We start from the raw sequence: 18,234 nt of genomic DNA on the forward strand, positions 1-18,234 counted from the left end.
AGGGCCCCTCGCCGTCACTCCACGCCGATGAGCAGCAGCGCCCCTTGCCGTCCGCCCCGGTACACCACCGTGTCGACGGCGAGGTACGCCTCGCGCACCCGCGCTTCGAGGTGTCCGGCGATGCCCTCGGGCGCGTCGTCGCCGAGGACGAGGGTGACCAGTTCGCCGCCCGCGGCGAGCATGCGGTCCAGGACCGTCTCGGCGGTGGCCGTGACGTCCGCGCCGATCACGGCCACGTCGCCGTCGATGAGGCCGAGGACGTCACCGGCCTGGCAGATGCCGGCCATGGTCCAGGACTGGCGTTCGGCGACGGCGACCTCGGCGTAGCGGGTCGCTCCCGCCGCCGAGGTCATGGACACAACGTCCTCGTCGAAGCGGCGCTCCGGCTCGTGCACGGCGAGCGCCGCGATCCCCTGGACCGCGGAGCGTGTGGGGATCAGGGCCACGCGGATGCCCTCGGCGCGGGCCTGTTCGGCGGCGGCGGCCGCGGTGTGGCGCAGGTCGGCGTCGTTGGGCAGCAGCACGACCTCGCGCGCGTGGGCCCGCCGTACCGCCTCGACGAGCTCCCCGCTCGCGGGCGGCTCCCCGGGGCGCGCGAGCACGGTGGTCGCACCGGCCTCGGTGTACAGCCCGGCCAGCCCCGGCCCGGGTACGACGGCCACGACGGCGCGCTGGATCCGCTCCCGGGGCGGCCGTTCGCCGCCGGTGGTGTGCACGTCGCCGGCGCCGAAGTGCGTGATGCGGATCCGGTGCGGCCGTCCGGCCTCGACGCCCGCCTCCACGGCGGCGCCGGCGTCGTCGACGTGCACATGGACGTTCCACAGGCCGTCGCCGCCGACCACGACCAGCGAGTCGCCGAGGACGTCGAGCCGCTCGCGCAGCCGTGCGACGGCGGCGTCCTCGGCGTCCAGGAGGTAGATCACCTCGAAGGCCGGCCCACCGTCCTGCGCGGGCGCACAGTCACCGGGGCTGTCGAGCACCACGCGCGCGTGGGCGACCGTGACCGCCGGCGTCTCGCCCGTGAACGTCTCCACCAGGGCGGCGAGCACCGTGACCAGCCCGCGCCCGCCGGCGTCCACCACCCCGGCGCGTTCCAGGACGGCGAGCTGGTGCGGGGTGACGGCGAGAGCGGCGCGTGCCCCTTCGTAGGCGGCCCGTGCGACGGCCCCGCAGTCGCCCTCGGCCCCGCCGGCCGCGTCGGCCGCCGCGGAGGCGACGGTCAGGACCGTGCCCTCGACGGGGTGGGCCACGGCCTGGCGGGCGGAGTCGGCGGCGTGCCGCAGGGCCAGCCGGAGTCCGGTGGCGTCGGCGTGCGCCGGGTCACCGTCGGCGGCGAGCACCTGGGCCATGCCGCGCAGCAGCTGCGCCAGGATCGTCCCGGAGTTCCCGCGCGCCCCTATGAGCGCCCCGTGCGCCATCGCCCGCACGGCGTCGGCCAGGGACGGCACGGCGCCGTCGGTACCCGCCTCGTGCCCGATGAACACCGCGTCGACGGCCGCCGCCGCTGATTCCACCGTCAGATACAGGTTGGTGCCGGTGTCCCCGTCGGCCACGGGGTAGACATTGATCGCGTCGATCTCCTCGCGCGCGCGGCCGAGCGCCTCCAGCGCGAGACCGCACCAGGTGCGTACCGCGAGAGCATCGAAGAATGTCTGCGGCACCTGCGCCACCTGCGCCTCCTTGAGCTGCTGGACGTGGGACGCAGCGTAGACCCAGGGGTGGTGCCCACCGGAAGAGGGCCGGGAGCGGGCCCCTGAGCAGCCATGGTAGTTTCGTTCTACTGGCGCAGCCGTTGTATGCTGCTCCGGTTGCCCGATCCAGATCGGGCCGTCCCCTGGCAGCGCCACTCAGATCTTAGATCTCGATCCCGGCATGCCGGGATTATCCGTAAGTGCATCTGAAGTCTTTGGAGTGACCCGTGGCTGCCAACTGCGACGTCTGCGGCAAGGGGCCGGGCTTCGGCAACAACATCTCGCACTCGCACCGCCGTACGTCCCGTCGCTGGAACCCGAACATCCAGCGCGTCCGTACCGTGGTCGGCGGGACGCCGAAGCGCGTGAACGCTTGCACCTCGTGCATCAAGGCCGGCAAGGTCTCGCGCTGACGCACAGCTAAGCGCGCGGCCACTGCTGGTTCGCTGCATCGAGCCGATCCACCTCGTGTGGATCGGCTTTTTGCATGCCCGAAAGGCGTCCACCTGCCAGAATTCCGGGAATGCGCTTCGGCATCCTGGGCCCCCTCGACATACGCGACCCCGACGGCACCCCCGTCGACCCGGGCGGCCCCCGCCCCCGCGCCCTGCTGACGCTACTGCTCCTCGACGCGGGCCGCACCGTGTCCACGGACCGGCTGACCGACGGCCTGTACGGCGCCGAGCCGCCCGCCGGGGCGGCCAACGCGCTCCAGTCACAGATCTCCCGGCTGCGCCGACGCCTGGCCCCGCACACGGAGATCGAGGCCTCGCCCGCCGGTTACCGCATCGCCGTCCCGGCCGAGGCCGTGGACGCCCACCGTTTCGAGCGCCTGTCCCAGGAGGGCCGTGCCGCTCTCGCCACCGGTGACCACGCCCGGGCGGCGGCCGTGTTGCGTGAGGCGCTCGGCCTGTGGCGCGGCCCCGCGCTGCCCGACCTGCCGGACGCGCATGCCGAGACCGCCGCCCTGGACGAACTCAGGCTGGCCGCCGTACAGGACCGGATCGAGGCGGATCTGGCGCTGGGCGGTGGGTCCGAGCTCGTGCCGGAGCTGCGGGCGCTGCTGGCGGCGCATCCGCTGAGCGAACGGCTCTACGGGCAGCTGATGCGGGGCCTGCACGCGGCAGGACGGCCCGCCGAGGCGCTCACGGTGTACGAGGAGGCCCGGCACAGACTCGCCGAGGAGCTGGGCACGGATCCGTCGGCCGAGCTGTCCGCGCTCCATCTGGAGCTGCTCCAGGGGCGGGCGGAGCCGGCCGCCCGGTCCCAGCGGCTGCCCGCGCAGCTCACGCGTTTCGTCGGCCGGGAGACCGAGCTGGCCCGGATCGGCGCGCTCCTCACGGACGGCTCGCGGCTGGTCACGCTCACCGGCCCCGGCGGCACGGGCAAGACCCGGCTCGCGGTGGAGGCGGCGGGCACGTGGCCGGGCGTCTGTTTCGTCGAGCTGGCACCCCTCACGGACGGCACCCGGATCCCGTACGCCGTTCTCGCCGCCCTGGGTGTGCGGGAAGGTTTCCGCACTCCCGCCGCGGACACCACCGAGCGGCTGCTGTCCGCCCTGGAGGACCGCGAGCTGCTGCTGGTGCTGGACAACTGCGAGCACCTCGTCGAGGAGACCGCCCGGGTGGCCGCCCTGCTGCTCGGCTCCTGCCCCGGCGTCCGGGTGCTGGCCACCAGCCGGGAGGCGCTGGGCATCACCGGCGAGGTGCTGGTCCCGGTGCCGCCGCTGGCGCCGGAACCGGCCGTCGAGCTGTTCCGCGACCGCGCGCGGGCGGTGCGTCCGCAGTTCGAGGACCACGCGCGCGTGCCCGCCGTCTGTGCCGCCCTCGACGGACTCCCCCTCGCCATCGAGCTGGCGGCCGCCCGGCTGCGCACCCTCACCCCGGACGAGCTGGCGGACCGCCTGGACGACCGGTTCCGGCTGCTGTCCCGCGGCGACCGCTCCAAGGCGCCCCGGCACCGCACGCTGCGGGCCGTCGTGGAGTGGAGTTGGGAGCTGCTGGACGAGGAGGAGCGGGAGCTGGCGCGGCGGCTGACGGTGTTCTCCGGCGGGGCGACCCTGGACGCGGTCGAGGCCGTGTGCGGGACGGCGTACCCGGAGGACCTGCTGGCCTCGCTGGTGGAGAAGTCGTTCCTGGAGTTCATGGAGTTCATGGAGTCCACGGAGTTCACCGAGCCCACAGAGCCCGCGCGCTCCGCAGAGTTCACCGAGCCCGTCAGGCCCGCCAAGCCCGCCGGGTCCCCGCAGACATCCGAAGGCCGCTACCGCATGCTGGAGACGATCCGCGCTTTCGCCGCCGAGGGTGTGACGGACCGGCGCGGGCTCGCGGATGCCCACGCCCGGCACTTCCTGCGGCTCGCGGAGCGGGCCGAACCGTTTCTCCGGGGCGGCGACCAACTCGTCTGGCTGGCCCGCCTGGACGCCGAGCGGGACAACCTGGACGCGGCCCTGCGGCATCTCGTGTCGACGGCCCCCGAGGACGCCCTGCGGCTCATGGCCCACGTGTCCTGGTTCCGCTGGCTGCGCTCCCCGCACGGCGAACAGGCGCCCCTGGCACACGCCCTGCTGGAAGCGGTCGGCGACGCACCGCCCCCGGGGCTGGCCGAGGAGTACGCCCTGTGCCTGATGAACACGGTCACCGGCCACGGCGACGACCCCGGCGAGGGCGACCGCATCGCGCGCGTGGCCGCGCTCATGCACGCCCTGGACGGGCCCCTGCGGCTGCCGTTCACCATGGTCCTGTGGTCGCTGGTCAGCGGCCCGCTGCACGCGGTGGAGGACGGGCTGCTCGCCGTACAGGTCGGCGAATCGCCGTGGGGCCGTGCGCTGCTGGATCTGGGGGTGGCCTACCGGGCGCAGTTCGCGGGCGACCCCGTGGCCTCCGAGGCGGCGTTCGCGCGCTCGCTGACGGGTTTCCGCTCGACCGGTGACCGCTGGGGCATGGCCAACTGCCTGGACCCGCTGGCGGCCTACGCGGCCCGGCGCGGCGAGTACGCCCGCGCCCTGGACCTGCTCGACGAGGGGCTGGTGCACGTCCGGGAACTGGACGCACCCGAGGAGACCGCGGACCTGGTGCGCTCCCGGGCCACCGTGCTGCTGCACCGCGGCGACACCGAGGAGGCGGTGGCGCACTTCACGCGCGCCGCCGCCCTGGCCCGCACGGCGGGCGCCCCGGACAAGGTAGCGGCCGCCCGACGCGGACTCGGCGACACAGAACGGCTCAGCGGAAACACCGCCCACGCGCGCGTGCACTACGAGAGTGCTCTGGAGGCCTGCGCGGCGAACTGGTTCAGTGTCGGCGAGACGGTTCTGACCCTCATCGGTCTTGGCCGCACGGCGGCTGCCGAAGGCGACCTCGGCCGGGCCCGCGAGTGGTTCGCCCAGGCCCGCGCGCACTCCCTGGACGCGCCCGACACCTTCACCCTGGCGGCCGTCGCCGACGCCCTGGCCGTCGTAGCCCCGCACCCCGAACGCGCGGCCGAACTCCTCGGCGCCGCAACAGGCCTGCGCGGCGCCCCGGCCCAGGGCGACCCCGACGTCGTACGCACCGAGCGGGACGTACGCGCGCGGATGTCCCCCGAGGCGTACGAGAAGGCCTACGAGCACGGCCGGAGCCTGCGGTCAGCGGCGGTCAGCGAACGGTAGGCAGACGGTCAGCGGCTCCCCCGAAGCTCATGGCCATGACGAACACACACCGCCTCGGCCACCTGAACGTCCTGATCTCCGGCGCCAGCGTCGCCGGCCCCGCCCTCGCCCTGAACCTCGCCCGCCACGGCGCCCGCGTCACCGTCGTCGAGAAGGCCCCGGCCCTGCGCGGCGGCGGCTTCGCGGTCGACTTCCGCGGGCACGTCCACCGCAAGGTGCTCAAGGACATGGGCATCTGGGACGAGATCCACGCCCGCCAGACCCACATGGGCCGGCAGACCGTCGTCGACGCCGACGACACCCCGCGCGTGGACCTGCCGTCCGAGATGATGAGCGGCGACGTCGAGATCTTCCGCGGCGAGCTGTCGAAGATCCTGTACGAGCGCAGCCGGGACCGTGTCGAGTACGTCTTCGGCGACTCGATCGCCACCCTCACCGACCACGCCGACGGCGTCGACGTCACCTTCGAGAAGGGCGCGCCCCGCCGCTTCGACCTCGTCGTCGGCGCCGACGGACTGCACTCGCACACCCGCCGCCTGGTCTTCGGCGACGAGAACCGCCACCTCCGCTTCCTGGACCACTACGTGGCCGGCTTCACCGTCCCCAACGAGCTCGGCCTGAGCCGCACCGGCCGCCTCTACAGCGAGCCCGGCCGCGCCATCGACATCGGCAACTACGACGGCGACCCGGACCGCGCGCACGCGCTGCTGGTCTTCCGCTCGGAGCAGCTGTCGTACGACCGCCGGGACGTCGAGGCGCAGAAGCGGATCCTCGCGGAGCGGTTCGCGGGGATGGGCTGGCAGGCGCCGAGCGTCCTGAAGGCCCTGGAGACGGCCGACGACCTGTACTTCGACGCGATCGCCCAGATCCATGTCGACCGCCTCGCCCAGGGGCGGGTGGCGCTGCTCGGGGACGCCGGCTACGGCGCCACCATGGGCGGCATGGGCACGGGCGTGGCGGTCGTCGCCTCGTACGTCCTGGCCGGTGAGCTGGCGCTGGCGGGCGGGGACCACCGCAGGGCGTTCGCCGCGTACGAGGAGCGGATCACGGGCTTCGCCAAGGGCTGCCAGAAGACCTCGGGCAACGCGGGTCCGTTCTTCGCGCCGGCCACCGAGCGACGGATCCGTGGCCGGGACCGGATGTACCGGCTGCTCGCCTCCCGCCCGCTGGCGGCCTTCTTCAAGAAGATCACCGAGAAATCGGCGACCAACATCAAGCTCCCGGCGTACCCCGCCTGAGGGCCCAGCCGTGGTCCACGGGCCCGATCCCCCCGCCGAGCGCGAACCCGGCGGCGATCGCCCCGGTGACGTACTCCTTGGCCGCCGCCACCGCCTCGGGCACGGGCTGCCCCTTCGCCAGCTGCGACGCGATCGCGGAGGCGAGGGTGCAGCCCGTGCCGTGCGTGTGCCGGTTGTCGTGCCGGGGCGCGCGCAGCCAGTGCTCCTCGGCGCCGTCGGTGAGCAGATCCACGGCGTCCCCGGCGAGATGACCGCCCTTGATCACGACCCAGCTCGGCCCGTACGCCAGCACGGCCGCCGCCGCCCGCCGCAGATCGTCCTCCGACTCGACGCGCACGCCCGTGAGTTGGGCCACCTCGTCGAGATTCGGGGTCGCGACGGTGGCGACGGGCAGCAGCTTCGTCCGTACGGAGTCCAGCGCGGACGCGGCCAGCAGGGCGTCCCCGTGCTTGGACACGCCCACCGGGTCGACGACCGCCGGGGCGTCGGTGCCGCCGATCAACTCGGCCACCGCCTCGACGAGTTCGGCCGAGGCGAGCATCCCGGTCTTCACGGCCTGGACGCCGATGTCGTCGACGACGCTGCGGTACTGGGCCCGCACCGCCTCCACCGGAAGTTCCCAAGCCCCTTGCACGCCCAGCGAGTTCTGCGCGGTGACGGCCGTGATCACGCTCATGCCGTGCACACCGAGCGCGAGCATCGTCTTCAGGTCGGCCTGGATGCCCGCGCCGCCGCCGGAGTCGGAGCCGGCCACGGTCAGGACGCGCGGCAGGCTCATGACTCGATGTCCCCGCCGAAGTGGTCCCAGCCGCCCTTGCTGGTCCACGGCGCCCCGTCGACCGTCACCTGGGGCAGCGCCGAGGGGTTGAGCACCTCGCCGATGACCTTCCAGCGGGCGGGGAGCTTCACGTCGGGCGGGAAGGTCGCCACGATCGCGTGGTCCTCTCCCCCGGTGAGCACCCACTGCATGGGATCCACGCCGACGGCCTGCCCGATGTCGTTCATCTGGGACGGGATGTCGATCGCGCCGGAACGGATGTCGATCCGCACCTTGCTGGCCTCGGCGATGTGCCCGAGGTCGGCGATCAGCCCGTCGCTGACGTCGCACATCGCGGTCGCCCCGAGCCCGGCCGCGGCCGGTCCCGCGTGGTACGGCGGTTCCGGGCGCCGGTGCGCCTCCACGAAGGCGCGCGGCGAGCGGAACCCGCGCGAGAGGACGGCGTACCCGGCCGCCGACCAGCCCAGCCAGCCGGTGACCGCGACGAGGTCGCCGGGCTGTGCGCCGGCCCGCGTCACGGGCTCCTGGTTGCGCAGATCGCCGAGCGCGGTGATCGACACCATGATCGAGTCGCCGCGTACGACGTCCCCGCCGACCACGGACGCGCCCGCTACCTGGCACTCGTCGCGCAGTCCGTCCATCAGCTCGGTCGGCCAGGTCACCGGAAGCTCGGCGGGGACGACCAGACCGAGCAGCAGGGCCGTCGGTACGGCGCCCATGGCGGCGATGTCGGCGAGGTTCTGCGCGGCGGCCTTGCGGCCCACGTCGTAGGCGGTGGACCAGTCGCGGCGGAAGTGCCGCCCCTCCAGGAGGATGTCGGTGCTGGCCACGACCCTGCGGTCGGGCGCGGCCACCACGGCGGCATCGTCGCCGGGTCCGACCCGGACCGCCGGGGTGGTGGTGAGACGGGAGGTGAGCTCCCTGATGAGCCCGAACTCCCCGAGCTCACCAACAGTGCCCTTCATTGCCCTTACGCCCCTTCTGTCCCTGTCCGTTCCCGGTCGCGTGTGTCTACTGTCCCCGATACGGTCGAAGAGACCGTCAACTTCTGTCGTGCCTGCACCCCGGCGCGGAAGCCCCGGTCCCCGCAGGTCTCCCCGCGGCGAGCGGCGACGCGATACCGTGGCGTTCCTTTTCCCCACATGATCCTCGTGGCCGCCCTGGAGGTTCCGTGGTACAGGCGTACATCCTGATCCAGACGGAGGTCGGCAAAGCGTCGACCGTCGCCGAGACGATCAGCAAGATCCCTGGAGTCATCCAGGCCGAGGACGTGACAGGACCGTATGACGTGATCGTGCGTGCCCAGGCCGACACCGTGGACGACCTCGGCCGCCTGGTGGTCGCCAAAGTCCAGCAAGTGGACGGAATCACCCGCACACTGACCTGCCCCGTCGTCCATCTCTAGCCCCCGTCTACCCTTGGCCGGTGAACTTCTTGCGTCACCGGCTCATCGGTCTGCCCGCGCTCGTCCTGTCGATCACTGTCGCGGGCTGCTCCTCAGCAGACGACGACGCGTCGACGGCGGTTCCCTCCCCGGGGGCGCAGACCACCAAGCTGTGTCAGAACCTGGACAAGGTACTGCCGTCGAAGGTGGCCGGTGAGAGCCGCCGTGATCCCGAGCCCGCCTCCGCACTGACGGCGGGCTGGGGAAGCCCCGAGATCATACTGCGCTGCGGTGTGACCCGGCCGCCGAAGATGATCGACCCGAAGGTGGCGGAGGGCGGTGACGCCGACGCGGTGGCCGGTGGAGTGAACGGGGTCGACTGGCTGATGGAGCGGCAGGACGACGGGGGGTACCGCTTCACCTGCGCCAATCGCAAGGCGTACGTCGAGGTGACCGTACCGGAGGGCGTGGACAGCTCGGCCACGCTCGTCGACCTGGCGTCGGCCGTCAAGAAGGCGATCCCCGAAGGGATCGCCCTCTAGCTCACCGCAGGCCGGTCGACCTGCGCAGCGCCGCCTGGATCAGCCTGTCGACCAGTTCCGGGTAGCCGACCCCGGTCGCCTGCCACATCTGCGGGTACATCGAGATGGGCGTGAAGCCGGGCATGGTGTTGATCTCGTTGATCACGAACTCGCCGTCCTCGGTGAGGAAGAAGTCCGCCCGCACCAGCCCCTCGCAGGAGGCCGCCTCGAAGGCGTCCACCGCGAGCCTGCGGACCTCGGCGCTCTCCTCGTCCGTCAGCGGGGCGGGGACGATGCCCGGGGTCGAGTCGATGTACTTCGCCTCGAAGTCGTAGTACGCGTGCGCCTGCGGCGGCGGGATCTCCGCGGGGACGGACGCGCGCGGGCCGTCCTCGAACTCCAGGACGCCGCACTCGATCTCACGGCCGCGCAGCGCCGCCTCGACGAGGATCTTCGGGTCGTGCCGCTGGGCCTCGGCGATCGCCTCGTCGAGACCGGACAGGTCGTCGACCTTGGTGATGCCGATCGAGGAACCCGCGCGCGCGGGCTTCACGAACAACGGCCAGCCGTGCTCGCCGGCGAAGTCGACGATCTTCTTGCGGGCGGCCGACTCGTCCTGCGCCCACTCGCGCGGCCGGACGACGACGTACGGGCCCACCTTCAGTCCGAAGGAGGTGAACACCCGCTTCATGTACTCCTTGTCCTGGCCGACGGCCGAGGCGAGCACACCCGAACCCACATACGGCACACCGGAGAGCTCCAGCAGACCCTGGAGGGTGCCGTCCTCGCCGTAGGGGCCGTGCAGGACGGGGAAGACGACGTCGACCTCGCCGAGCGCCTTGGGCACCGATCCGGGCTCGCTGTAGACGACTTCGCGGTTCGCGGGGTCGACGGGGAGCACCACGCCGCCCTCGCTCGACTCGGCGAGCTCCTCGACGTTGGGCGTACGGCGCTCGGTGATCGCCATGCGCTCCGGTTCGTCGGCGGTGAGCGCCCAGCGGCCGTCCTGGGTGATGCCGATCGGCAGGACGTCGTACCGGGTCCGGTCGATGGCCTTCAGTACGGCGCCGGCGGTGACCACGGAGATCCCGTGCTCTGAGCTGCGACCGCCGAACACGACGGCCACACGCGGCTTGCGAGGCGGCTGCTGGGGGCTCTGGGGGAGGTTCTCGGTGCTCATATCGCGTTGAGAGTACCCGTTGGTAGTGGCCTGAGACAGCGTCCGCCCCGGGGGTTCGCTCAGCGTCGTTCCGGCTTCGCGCTGCGCGACATCAGCTCCTTGAGAGCGACCACCGGAGGCTTGCCGTCGTGCACGATGGCGACGACCGTCTCCGTGATCGGCATGTCGACTCCGTGCCGGCGGGCCAGATCCAGCACCGATTCGCAGGACTTGACGCCCTCGGCGGTCTGCTTGGTGACCGCGATGGTCTCCTCCAGGGTCATGCCCTTGCCGAGGTTGGTGCCGAAGGTGTGGTTGCGGGACAGCGGCGAGGAGCAGGTGGCCACCAGGTCGCCCAGGCCCGCGAGTCCGGCGAACGTCATCGGGTCGGCGCCCAGCGCGACTCCGAGCCGCGCGGTCTCCGCAAGGCCGCGGGTGATGAGCGAGCCCTTGGCGTTGTCGCCGAGCCCCATGCCGTCCGCGATGCCGACGGCGAGCCCGATGACGTTCTTCACCGCACCGCCCAGCTCGCAACCGACCACGTCCGTCTCCGTGTACGGCCGGAAGTACGGCGTGTGGCAGGCGGCCTGGAGCCGTTGGGCGACGGCCTCGTCGGTGCAGGCGACCACGGCGGCGGCCGGCATCCGCGCGGCGATCTCACGGGCGAGGTTGGGCCCGGTGACCACGGCGACGCGGTTCGGGCCGACCTTGGCGACGTCCTCGACGACCTCGCTCATCCGCATCGCGGAACCGAGTTCGACGCCCTTCATCAGCGAGACGAGGACCGTGTCCGGGGCGAGCAGCGGGGTCCACTCGGCGAGGTTGCCGCGCAACGTCTGCGAGGGGATGGCGAGGACGGTGAAGTCGGCGCCGTAGGCCGCCTCGGCGGGGTCGGTGGTGGCCCGCAGGTTCTCCGGGAGCTCGACGCCGGGGAGGTAGTCGGGGTTCGTACGCGTGTAGTTGACCGCTTCGGCGAGTTCGGGGCGCCGTCCCCACAGGGTGACCTCGCAGCCGGCGTCGGCGAGCACCATGCCGAAGGCGGTACCCCACGATCCGGTGCCGAAGACGGCCGCCTTGACGGGCTTGCTCACTTGGCGCTCTCCTCTTCGTGACCGGTCTGCGCCTGGCTCCGGCGCCGCTGCTCGATCCGTTCCTGACGCGGGTCGTAGGCCGTGGTGGGCGCCTTCTCGCCGCGGATCTCCTCCAGCAGGCGGGTGATGGCGGCCATGATGACCTCGGTGGCCTCCTTGAGGAGTTCCGGTGTCATCTCCTTGTCGTAGAAGCGCGACAGGTCCACGGGCGGGCCGGCGAGGACGCGCGAGGTCTTGCGCGGACGAAGGTTGAGCTTCTTGGCGTACGGCGGCAGCAGTTCGTTGGCGCCCCACTGCGCGACCGGGATCACCGGGCACTTGGTCTGCAGGGCCACGCGCGCGGCACCGGTCTTGCCGGTCATGGGCCACTGGTCGGGGTCGCGGGTGATGGTGCCCTCGGGGTAGAAGGCGACGCACTCGCCGCGCTCCACGGCGTCGATCGCGGCGCGGAAGGCGCTCAGCGCGTCCGTGGTCTCGCGGTAGACGGGGATCTGCCCGGTGCCCCGCATGAAGGCGCCGATGAATCCCTTCTTGAAAAGCCCGCTCTTCGCGAGGAATCGCGGAACACGTCCGGTGTTGTACTGAAAGTGCGCGTAGGCGAAGGGGTCGACATGCGAATTGTGGTTCACCACGGTGATAAATCCGCCGTCGGCCGGAATGTTCTCCGTTCCTCGCCAGTCCCGCTTGATCAGAACCACCAGCGGCGGTTTGGCGATCACCGCTGCGAAGCGGTACCAGAAGCCGATTCTGCGGCGGGGCACGCGGACACCTTCCTCTAGGGCCTGGGGGGCCGCACAAGTGTCGCCCCGGGCCGACCGTCTGTCGAGAACACCGTACGCCCCGACGGCCGGGCCGCCAGATGCCCGGTGTGAAAGCCGGGTGACAATGGCCGCGACAAGAGAGGGACGGAACGCTGGTGCAGTGGACCTTGGTCATACCCCTGAAACCTCTGGCCCTGGCCAAGAGCAGGCTCTCCGACGCCGCCGCCGACGAGCTGCGGCCGGCCCTCGCCCTCGCCTTCGCCGAGGACACCGTGACAGCCGCGCTGGCCAGCCCGGCGGTGCGGGATGTGGCGGTCGTCACGGACGACGCCCTGGCCGGCCGGCGGCTGGCCGCCCTGGGCGCCCGGATCGTCCCCGACGAGCCGCGCGCGGGCCTGAACGCCGCGCTGGCGCACGGAGCGACGGCGGTACGCGCTTCGCGACCCCAAACCCCCGTCGCGGCGCTGAACGCCGATCTTCCGGCCCTGCGGCCCGCGGAATTGACCTTGGTACTGGAAGCCGCAGCTGAATTCCCCCGCGCTTTTCTTCCGGACGCGGCGGCAATCGGCACGACACTGTTGGCCGCGACTCCGGGCATGGAATTGCTGCCCGCATTCGGCACCGATTCCCGCGCCCGCCACCGCGCCTCGGGTGCCATGGAACTGCCCCTCGACGCGGTGGATTCCGTACGCCAGGACGTGGACACCGGCGACGATCTGCGGGCGGCGCTGCTGCTGGGAGTGGGGCGTCATACGGCGGAGGTGTCGGCGAGGTTGCTGATCACCCCCTAGGGCCGCGGGGCCGTGTCGCCCCGTACGCACTACGCTGAGCGTCATGCAGGCGACCGCATACACGTACGACCCCGAAACCCGCAGCGGCCAGGTCCTCCTGGACGACGGCACGCCCATGCCCTTCGACGCGGCGGCCTTCGACCAGGGCGGGCTGCGGCTGCTGCGCCCCGGCCAGCGCGTCCGCATCGAGGTGGAGGGGCCGAAGGACACCCCCCGGATCACCCTCGTCACGCTCCAGACCCTGTAAACACGCCGCGGGCCGGACTCCCGACGGAGTCCGGCCCGGCGCGTGAGTGCCCCTGCGCTCTTACCTCTTGCGGGCGGTGGCCTTCTTGGCGGTGGTCTTGCGGGCCGTCGACTTCTTGGCCGGGGCCTTCTTGGCGGTCGCCTTCTTCGCCGGCGCCTTCTTGGCCGCGGTCTTCTTCGCGGCGGCCGTCTTCGTGGTCGCCTTCTTCGCCGCGGCCGTCTTGGTGGTGGCCTTCTTGGCGGGAGCCTTCTTCGCCGTGGTCTTCTTCGCCGCGGCCGTGACCTTCTTGGCCGTGGTCTTCTTCGCCGTGGCCTTCTTCGCGGCGGCGGCCTTCGTGGTCGCCTTCTTCGCGGCGGCCTTCTTGACCGTTGCGGCAGCCCCACCGGTCAGGCTGCCCTTGGGCGCCTTCTTGACGGCGACCTCGCCGCCGCGCGGGAGCTTCTTCGTGCCGCTCACCAGGTCCTTGAAGCCCTGACCCGCACGGAAGCGCGGAACGGAGGTCTTCTTGACCCGAACCCGCTCGCCCGTCTGGGGGTTGCGGGCGTAACGGGCCGGACGGTCGACCTTCTCGAACGAACCGAAGCCGGTGACCGAGACCCGGTCGCCCGCAACCGTCGCGCGGACGATGGCGTCCAGGACCGCGTCGACTGCGTCGGCGGCCTGCTGACGGCCACCGAGCTTGTCGGCAATCGCTTCTACGAGCTGCGCCTTGTTCACGTCTTCCCCTTCGGAGACATTGCCAGAACGAAAGTGTTCAAGCTTTTTCGCACGTTAGGCAGATATATACCGCAAATCAAACACGAAACGGGCTTATCACCCTTGTGCCGCAACGGACTCGGCCGTCTCTGGAGTGCTCAGCGTTCCTCTTCGGGGAATCGACCCGCGTCGAGGTCCGCCCTGAACGCCTCCAGACGCCTTGCCGCATCGGCGAGATCGTGCTTGGCCGCGGCCGTAATGACCAGCAGCTTCCGGGTCAGCGCCATCCGTACGCCCTCCGGGACTTGCAGTGCGCGCACTGTTGTGTGCGCTTCCTTGAGTTGGTTCGCGACTGCCGCATAGAGCTCGAGTTGGCCGTCGTGTTCCATGCACAGATTGTGCCATCTGGGGCGAGTTGTCGCCTGCTCAGGGTGCAACTGCCGCCTCAAACGGCCTTCCGGGCACCGGCGGGAGCCGCGGCTTCCAGGCTCGCGTACCCCAACAACAACCTTTGTAACGTGGGAAGTTGAGGACAGCTAGCGCGCCGCTCGGGGCCGTTCGGGTGCTGACAAGGCTGTACCCCCGATCGGGCTGATCGGGGGTACGGCGGGGGTGTTGCGGTGGCCGAAACTCGACCTGTTCAGTTGCTCCGGAGGGCTCCCGGCGTCACGCCTGGAGCGTCTGCGGCTTGTACGACGGCCGCTTGGCCTCGTAGGCGGCGATGTCGGCCTCGTTCTGGAGGGTGATGGAGATGTCGTCCAGCCCGTTCAGCAGCCGCCAGCGGGAGTTCTCGTCCAGCTCGAAGGAGGCGGTGATGCCCTCGGCGCGCACCTCGCGGGCCTCCAGGTCGACCGTGATCTCGGCCTGCGGGTCGTTCTCGGTGAGCTCCTGCAGCGCGTCCACGATCTTCTGCTCCAGAACCACCGTGAGCAGGCCGTTCTTGAGCGAGTTGCCGCGGAAGATGTCGGCGAAGCGAGAGGAGATGACGGCCTTGAAGCCGTAGTTCTGCAGCGCCCAGACGGCGTGCTCACGGGAGGAGCCGGTGCCGAAGTCGGGGCCGGCGACCAGAACCGTGGCGCCCTTGCGCTCGGGCTGGTTGAGGATGAACGTCTCGTCCTTGCGCCAGGCCTCGAACAGCCCGTCCTCGAACCCGTCCCGGGTCACCTTCTTGAGCCAGTGAGCAGGGATGATCTGGTCGGTGTCGACGTTGGAGCGGCGCAGCGGGACGGCCCGGCCGGTGTGCTTGGTGAATGCTTCCATGACTTCTCAGACTCCAGCGGGCACGGGGGCGTCGGACAGGTCGGCGGGCGAGGCCAGGTGGCCCAGCACCGCGGTCGCGGCGGCGACCTGCGGCGACACCAGGTGGGTACGGCCGCCCTTGCCCTGCCTGCCCTCGAAGTTGCGGTTGGAGGTGGACGCGGAGCGTTCACCCGGGGCCAGCTGGTCGGGGTTCATGCCCAGACACATCGAGCAGCCCGCGTGCCGCCATTCGGCGCCGGCCTCCTTGAAGACGACGTCCAGGCCCTCGGAGACGGCCTGCAGACCGACCCGCGCGGAGCCCGGGACGACCAGCATCCGTACGCCGTCGGCGACTTTGCGGCCCTTGACGAGCTCGGCGGCGGCGCGCAGGTCCTCGATGCGGCCGTTGGTGCACGAGCCTACGAAGACGGTGTCCACCTTGATGGAGCGCAGCGGCTGGCCGGCCTCCAACCCCATGTATTCCAGGGCCTTTTCGGCGGCGAGGCGCTCCGAAGCGTCTTCGTACGAAGCAGGGTCGGGGACGGACGCCGAAAGCGGAGCGCCCTGCCCGGGGTTGGTGCCCCAGGTGACGAACGGCGACAGCTCGGCGGCCTCGATGACGACCTCGGCGTCGAACTCGGCGTCCTCGTCCGTCTTCAGCGTCTTCCAGTACGCGACGGCCGCGTCCCAGTCCTCGCCCTTGGGGGCGTGCGGACGGCCTTCGAGGTAGTCGAAGGTGGTCTGGTCGGGGGCGATCATGCCCGCGCGGGCGCCGGCCTCGATCGACATGTTGCAGATGGTCATCCGGGCCTCCATCGAGAGCTTCTCGATGGCGGAGCCGCGGTACTCCAGGACGTAGCCCTGGCCGCCGCCCGTACCGATCTTGGCGATGATCGCCAGGATCAGGTCCTTGGCGGTGACGCCGTCGGGCAGTTCGCCGTTGACCGTGATGGCCATGGTCTTGGGGCGGACCAGCGGCAGCGTCTGGGTGGCCAGCACGTGCTCCACCTGGGAGGTGCCGATGCCGAACGCCAGACCGCCGAAGGCGCCGTGCGTGGAGGTGTGGGAGTCGCCGCAGACGACCGTCATGCCGGGCTGGGTCAGACCCAGCTGAGGGCCCACGACGTGGACGACGCCCTGCTCGACGTCGCCCAGCGGGTGCAGGCGCACGCCGAACTCGGCGGCGTTCTTGCGCAGCGTCTCCAGCTGGACCCGGGAGACCGGGTCGGCGATGGGCTTGTCGATGTCGAGGGTCGGGGTGTTGTGATCCTCGGTGGCGATGGTGAGGTCGAGGCGGCGCACCTGGCGACCGCTCTTGCGCAGACCGTCGAAGGCCTGCGGGCTGGTCACTTCGTGCAGCAGGTGCAGATCGATGAAGAGGAGGTCGGGCTCGCCCTCGGCGCGCCGGACGACATGGTCGTCCCAGACCTTCTCCGCGAGTGTCCTACCCATCGCTTTCCCTCCGGCCGGCATACGGTCCACCGGCCCAACTAGAGATCTTGAGGAGGCGACTGCCGCCCGCGCCCCTGTCCGGGCGCCCGCCGCCAGGCCCGCTTCGGTTCACGGGCCGCTCTGCCTTCGTGATTCCAGAGTGGCGTGTTCCACGGAAAATTGAACTTGCGTTTCACAGAGTGAGACGCAAGTATCGTTGCATGGACAACAGTAGCGGCGTCGGCGTTCTGGACAAGGCAGCCCTTGTCCTGAGCGCCCTGGAGTCCGGTCCGGCCACCCTCGCGGGCTTGGTCGCGGCGACCGGACTGGCACGACCCACGGCTCACCGTCTGGCCGTGGCTCTGGAACACCACCGCATGGTGGCGCGCGACATGCAGGGCCGTTTCATTCTCGGCCCCCGCCTCGCGGAACTGGCCGCGGCGGCCGGTGAGGATCGTCTCCTCGCCACGGCCGGCCCGGTGCTCACCCATCTCCGGGATGTCACGGGCGAGAGCGCCCAGCTCTACCGCCGCCAGGGCGACATGCGCATCTGCGTCGCCGCGGCGGAGCGTCTGTCCGGCCTGCGGGACACGGTCCCGGTCGGCTCGACGCTCACGATGAAGGCCGGTTCCTCGGCCCAGATCCTGATGGCCTGGGAGGAGCCGGAGCGCCTGCACCGGGGCCTGCAGGGCGCCCGCTTCACGGCGACGGCCCTGTCGGGCGTACGGCGCCGTGGCTGGGCCCAGTCGATCGGCGAGCGGGAGCCGGGCGTCGCGTCCGTCTCCGCGCCCGTGCGCGGCCCCTCCAACCGCGTGGTGGCCGCCGTCTCGGTCTCCGGCCCCATCGAGCGCCTGACGCGCCACCCGGGCCGTATGCACGCCCAGGCGGTCATCGACGCGGCCGCCCGCCTCTCGGAGGCCCTGCGCCGCACCGGCTGACCGACGGAAACGCCGAGGAGGGCCTGCCTCAACGCCGCGGCAGGCCCTCCTCGCTCCCCCGATTCCCCCGTCACCCGGCTTCTTCGGCCGCCTCGGGCTGCTCCGCCTTCGAGCGGTACGCGAACCGGTCCTTGGCATAGCGCCCCCGCCGCTCCAGCGGCACCTGCCCGTGTGCCGCCGCGAGTCCGAACGCCGGCATGTCGCCGTAGATCGCCTCGTAGGACCCCTCGGGCACCACATAGGCCTCGTGCCAGATCCCCACGTGCCCGTTCGCCTTGCCCTCCCGCTCCTTGCGGTTGAGCAGGGCCCACATCCGGTGGTGGAGCATCTCGGGCGCGTGGGCGTAGGCGTAGAGCTTCTCCTTGGACTCCCAGTACTGGACGATGTAGTACGTCCGCGGCGACGCCGTCAGCATCACCTTGCCCAGGAGCCCCCGGCTCGGGTCCTTCGCCAGCGCCGCCAGCATGCGGAACATCGACACCATCACCAGACCCCACTGGTGCACCGCCCAGAAGTGGTTGATCCGCATCCCGATCAGCAGGACGACCACATCACCCTCGGTGTCGGCGGTCGTACGCCCCAGCACCGGCTTCGCGAACATGTCTCCCCCAACGGATCCGTCC

Annotated in this window: 19 protein-coding genes; 8 read left to right on the top strand and 11 right to left on the bottom strand. The window is 71.4% G+C overall.

The window, feature by feature from the left end; all coding sequences use genetic code 11:
• Positions 1-14: 14 nt before the first annotated feature.
• Positions 15-1,670: a DAK2 domain-containing protein gene (locus AB0Q90_RS33960; protein ID WP_363162377.1), complete on the bottom strand. Its 1,656-nt coding sequence runs from the start codon at positions 1,668-1,670 to the stop codon at positions 15-17.
• Between the two features lie 248 nt (positions 1,671-1,918).
• Between AB0Q90_RS33960 and rpmB the strand changes: the two genes are divergently transcribed.
• From rpmB to AB0Q90_RS33975, 3 genes are all read left to right on the top strand, one after another.
• Positions 1,919-2,104, top strand: coding sequence for a 50S ribosomal protein L28 (rpmB, locus tag AB0Q90_RS33965; protein ID WP_003993230.1), 186 nt, complete (start codon positions 1,919-1,921; stop codon positions 2,102-2,104).
• 110 nt (positions 2,105-2,214) lie between these two features.
• A complete protein-coding gene (locus tag AB0Q90_RS33970; RefSeq protein WP_363162378.1) occupies positions 2,215-5,337 on the top strand; it encodes a BTAD domain-containing putative transcriptional regulator in 3,123 nt (1,040 codons plus the stop codon).
• 35 nt (positions 5,338-5,372) lie between these two features.
• A complete protein-coding gene (locus AB0Q90_RS33975; RefSeq protein WP_363162379.1) occupies positions 5,373-6,575 on the top strand; it encodes an FAD-dependent monooxygenase in 1,203 nt (400 codons plus the stop codon).
• Here the strand turns inward: AB0Q90_RS33975 and thiD are convergent.
• Both thiD and AB0Q90_RS33985 read right to left on the bottom strand, forming a co-directional pair.
• Positions 6,550-7,353 carry a bifunctional hydroxymethylpyrimidine kinase/phosphomethylpyrimidine kinase gene (gene thiD, locus AB0Q90_RS33980; RefSeq protein WP_363162380.1) on the bottom strand — a complete coding sequence of 268 codons (804 nt, stop codon included), beginning with the start codon at positions 7,351-7,353 and terminating at the stop codon, positions 6,550-6,552. The two genes, AB0Q90_RS33975 and thiD, sit on opposite strands and share 26 nt — an antisense overlap.
• Complete coding sequence (locus tag AB0Q90_RS33985; RefSeq protein ID WP_363162381.1) at positions 7,350-8,318, bottom strand: thiamine-phosphate kinase; 969 nt, start codon at positions 8,316-8,318, stop codon at positions 7,350-7,352. Before AB0Q90_RS33985 ends, thiD begins: the two co-directional genes overlap by 4 nt.
• 206 nt (positions 8,319-8,524) lie before the next feature.
• On the opposite strand from AB0Q90_RS33985, the gene AB0Q90_RS33990 reads away from it, so the two are divergent.
• Positions 8,525-8,758 carry an Lrp/AsnC ligand binding domain-containing protein gene (locus AB0Q90_RS33990; protein WP_020121007.1) on the top strand — a complete coding sequence of 78 codons (234 nt, stop codon included), beginning with the start codon at positions 8,525-8,527 and terminating at the stop codon, positions 8,756-8,758.
• A gap of 20 nt (positions 8,759-8,778) precedes the next feature.
• Positions 8,779-9,279 carry a DUF3515 domain-containing protein gene (locus AB0Q90_RS33995; protein WP_363162382.1) on the top strand — a complete coding sequence of 167 codons (501 nt, stop codon included), beginning with the start codon at positions 8,779-8,781 and terminating at the stop codon, positions 9,277-9,279.
• A gap of 1 nt (position 9,280) precedes the next feature.
• Here AB0Q90_RS33995 and AB0Q90_RS34000 read toward each other — a convergent pair whose 3' ends face one another.
• From AB0Q90_RS34000 to AB0Q90_RS34010, 3 genes are read right to left on the bottom strand one after another with little or no spacing between them, the layout of a single operon-like run.
• A complete protein-coding gene (locus AB0Q90_RS34000) occupies positions 9,281-10,438 on the bottom strand; it encodes a D-alanine--D-alanine ligase family protein (RefSeq protein WP_363162383.1) in 1,158 nt (385 codons plus the stop codon).
• Between the two features lie 59 nt (positions 10,439-10,497).
• Positions 10,498-11,508 carry an NAD(P)H-dependent glycerol-3-phosphate dehydrogenase gene (locus AB0Q90_RS34005; protein ID WP_363162384.1) on the bottom strand — a complete coding sequence of 337 codons (1,011 nt, stop codon included), beginning with the start codon at positions 11,506-11,508 and terminating at the stop codon, positions 10,498-10,500.
• A complete protein-coding gene (locus tag AB0Q90_RS34010) occupies positions 11,505-12,269 on the bottom strand; it encodes a lysophospholipid acyltransferase family protein (protein ID WP_363162385.1) in 765 nt (254 codons plus the stop codon). Before AB0Q90_RS34010 ends, AB0Q90_RS34005 begins: the two co-directional genes overlap by 4 nt.
• 155 nt (positions 12,270-12,424) lie before the next feature.
• Between AB0Q90_RS34010 and cofC the strand changes: the two genes are divergently transcribed.
• The gene (cofC, locus tag AB0Q90_RS34015) at positions 12,425-13,060 is read left to right on the top strand and encodes a 2-phospho-L-lactate guanylyltransferase (RefSeq protein ID WP_363162386.1); all 636 of its coding nucleotides are present in this window, start codon (positions 12,425-12,427) and stop codon (positions 13,058-13,060) included.
• A 43-nt stretch (positions 13,061-13,103) separates the two neighbouring features.
• A complete protein-coding gene (locus tag AB0Q90_RS34020) occupies positions 13,104-13,307 on the top strand; it encodes a hypothetical protein (RefSeq protein ID WP_363162387.1) in 204 nt (67 codons plus the stop codon).
• Positions 13,308-13,367: 60 nt separating this feature from the next.
• On the opposite strand, the gene AB0Q90_RS34025 is transcribed toward AB0Q90_RS34020, so the two are convergent.
• The 4 genes from AB0Q90_RS34025 to leuC all read right to left on the bottom strand — a co-directional run bounded on the left by AB0Q90_RS34025 (position 13,368) and on the right by leuC (position 16,694).
• Positions 13,368-14,024 carry an HU family DNA-binding protein gene (locus AB0Q90_RS34025; RefSeq protein WP_363162388.1) on the bottom strand — a complete coding sequence of 219 codons (657 nt, stop codon included), beginning with the start codon at positions 14,022-14,024 and terminating at the stop codon, positions 13,368-13,370.
• A gap of 137 nt (positions 14,025-14,161) precedes the next feature.
• Entirely contained in the window at positions 14,162-14,392 is a 231-nt protein-coding gene (locus AB0Q90_RS34030; protein WP_363162389.1) for a hypothetical protein, read from the bottom strand.
• Between the two features lie 277 nt (positions 14,393-14,669).
• On the bottom strand, positions 14,670-15,263 hold the full coding sequence (gene leuD / locus AB0Q90_RS34035) for a 3-isopropylmalate dehydratase small subunit (protein WP_363162390.1): 594 nt from the start codon (positions 15,261-15,263) through the stop codon (positions 14,670-14,672).
• Between the two features lie 6 nt (positions 15,264-15,269).
• Entirely contained in the window at positions 15,270-16,694 is a 1,425-nt protein-coding gene (leuC, locus tag AB0Q90_RS34040) for a 3-isopropylmalate dehydratase large subunit (protein WP_363162391.1), read from the bottom strand.
• Positions 16,695-16,894: 200 nt separating this feature from the next.
• On the opposite strand from leuC, the gene ndgR reads away from it, so the two are divergent.
• Positions 16,895-17,611: an IclR family transcriptional regulator NdgR gene (ndgR, locus tag AB0Q90_RS34045; protein ID WP_015036427.1), complete on the top strand. Its 717-nt coding sequence runs from the start codon at positions 16,895-16,897 to the stop codon at positions 17,609-17,611.
• Between the two features lie 70 nt (positions 17,612-17,681).
• Here ndgR and AB0Q90_RS34050 read toward each other — a convergent pair whose 3' ends face one another.
• The gene (locus tag AB0Q90_RS34050) at positions 17,682-18,212 is read right to left on the bottom strand and encodes a DUF4188 domain-containing protein (RefSeq protein WP_363162392.1); all 531 of its coding nucleotides are present in this window, start codon (positions 18,210-18,212) and stop codon (positions 17,682-17,684) included.
• Positions 18,213-18,234: the final 22 nt, after the last annotated feature.

Source organism: Streptomyces sp. NPDC079141, from assembly GCF_040686775.1.
GTDB lineage: Bacteria > Actinomycetota > Actinomycetes > Streptomycetales > Streptomycetaceae > Streptomyces.